The organism is Kitasatospora putterlickiae (assembly GCF_039527695.1).
In the GTDB taxonomy this organism is placed as follows: domain Bacteria; phylum Actinomycetota; class Actinomycetes; order Streptomycetales; family Streptomycetaceae; genus Kitasatospora; species Kitasatospora putterlickiae.
On sequence record NZ_BAAAKJ010000027.1, the window covers coordinates 32,667 to 34,622 of the forward strand.

The 1,956-nt window shown below is 71.8% G+C and carries 3 protein-coding genes; all 3 read right to left on the reverse strand.

Annotation, left to right across the window (positions count from 1 at the left end; all coding sequences use genetic code 11):
- Positions 1 to 48: 48 nt before the first annotated feature.
- Positions 49 to 1,314, reverse strand: coding sequence for a beta-ketoacyl-ACP synthase II (gene fabF, locus ABD308_RS03480; protein WP_344325327.1), 1,266 nt, complete (start codon positions 1,312 to 1,314; stop codon positions 49 to 51).
- A gap of 143 nt (positions 1,315 to 1,457) precedes the next feature.
- A complete protein-coding gene (locus tag ABD308_RS03485; RefSeq protein ID WP_344325330.1) occupies positions 1,458 to 1,700 on the reverse strand; it encodes an acyl carrier protein in 243 nt (80 codons plus the stop codon).
- A gap of 79 nt (positions 1,701 to 1,779) precedes the next feature.
- Positions 1,780 to 1,956, reverse strand: a 177-nt coding sequence (locus tag ABD308_RS03490; protein WP_344325386.1) for a 3-oxoacyl-[acyl-carrier-protein] synthase III C-terminal domain-containing protein, incomplete at its 5' end; no start/stop codon positions are given.

Below are 1,956 nucleotides of genomic sequence, written 5' to 3' on the forward strand. Positions count from 1 at the left end.
CGCTCGTCACGAGCGCCGGCCCCCTCTCCGTCGTTTCCCGACCCGGGGTCAGCGGGTGCGGAAGGCCAGCACCACGTTGTGGCCGCCGAAGCCGAACGAGTTGTTCAGCGCGGCGATCCGGCCCTCGGGCAGCTTGCGGGCCTCGCCGCGGACGATGTCCGCGTCCACGTCGTCGTCCAGCTCGTCGACGTTGATGGTCGGCGGGGCGACGCGGTGGTACAGCGCCTGCACGGTGGCGACCGTCTCGATACCGCCGGCGCCGCCCAGCAGGTGACCGGTCATCGACTTGGTGGCCGAGATGGCGATGTGGTCGAGGTCCTCGCCCAGCTCCTTGCGGAGCGCCTTCAGCTCGGCGGTGTCACCCTGCGGGGTCGAGGTGGCGTGCGCGTTGACGTGCACGATCTCGGCCTTGTCCAGCTGGTTGCGCTCGAACAGGTCGGCCAGCGCGCGGGCCACGCCGGCGCCGGTCGGCTCGGGCTGGGCGATGTGGTGGGCGTCCGAGGACAGGCCCTGGCCCACCGCCTCGCAGTAGATCCGGGCGCCGCGGGCCTCGGCGTGCTCCACCGACTCCAGCACGACCACGCCGGCGCCCTCGCCCAGCACGAAGCCGTCCCGGGCCTTGTCGTACGGCCGGGAGGCGCGCTCGGGCTCGTCGTTGTTCTTGGACATCGCCATCATGTTGGCGAAGGCGGCGATCGGCAGCGGGTGGACCGCCGCCTCGGTGCCGCCCGCCACCACGACGTCGGCGCGGCCGCTGCGGATCATCTCGATCGCGTAGCCGATCGCCTCGGCGCCGGAGGCGCAGGCGGAGACGGGGGTGTGCACACCCGCGCGGGCGCCGACCTCCAGACCGACGTTGGCCGCCGGGGAGTTGGGCATCAGCATCGGGACGGTGTGCGGGGAGACCTTGCGGGCGCCCTTCTCCTTCAGCACGTCGTACTGGTCGAGCAGGGTGGTCACGCCGCCGATGCCGGAGGCGATCACGGCGCCCAGGCGCTCCGGGGCGAGCTTGGACGACTCGTCGGTGGCCGGGGTCTCGAAGCCCGCGTCGGCCCAGGCCTCGCGGGCGGCGATCAGGGCGAACTGGGCCGAACGGTCCAGCTTGCGGGCCAGCGGGCGGGGCAGGATCTCGCCCGGCTCGACGGCGGTCCGAGCGGCGATCCGCACGGGCAGGTCGGCGGCCCACTCCTCGGTCAGGGCAGCCACCCCGGAGCGCCCGGCGACCAGGTGCTCCCAGGTGGTGGCGGCGTCGCCGCCCAGCGGCGTGAAGGCGCCGATACCCGTGACGACCACGGTACGGTTCTCAACAGTCACTGGATCTTCTTCTCTCACGTTTGTGCGGGGGTCGGCGGCGGCCGAAGGTGAGCCCGGCCGGGCGCCCGGTGGGGCGTCCCGGCCGGCGGGTCGGCCGACCCGGGAGGAGTCGGCCGATGTCAGGCGTCGAACGAGTCGACCGCTCAGGCGTGGCTGAGGATGTAGTCCACGGCGTCGCCGACGGTCTTCAGGTTCTTGACCTCGTCGTCCGGGATCTTGACGTCGAAGCGCTCCTCGGCGGCCACGACGACCTCGACCATGGACAGCGAGTCGACGTCCAGGTCGTCGGTGAAGGACTTGTCGAGCTCGACGTCCTCGGTCGGGATGCCGGCGATCTCGTTGACGATCTCGGCGAGACCTTCCAGAACCTCGTCCTTGGTAGCCATACTGGCTGCTCCTCTTCGGTGTTGAATGCGGCCGCCCGGCGGACGGACGCGGGTTTGCGGGTGGATCGGGCGAAAACGCCTAGGGGAGCGTAACGACTGCCGCGGCGTACACGAGACCCGCCCCGAACCCGATGATCAGGGCGAGGTCACCGCTGCGGGCCTCACCGCTCTCCAGCATGCGCTCCATCGCCAGCGGGATGGAGGCCGCCGAGGTGTTGCCGGACTCCACGACGTCCCGGGCCACCACCGCGTCGGT

Coding starts and splice junctions, on each gene's coding strand:
- ABD308_RS03485 (WP_344325330.1), bottom strand. CDS start 1,700: ATGGCTACCAAGGACGAGGTTCTGGAAGGTCTCGCCGAGATCGTCAAC.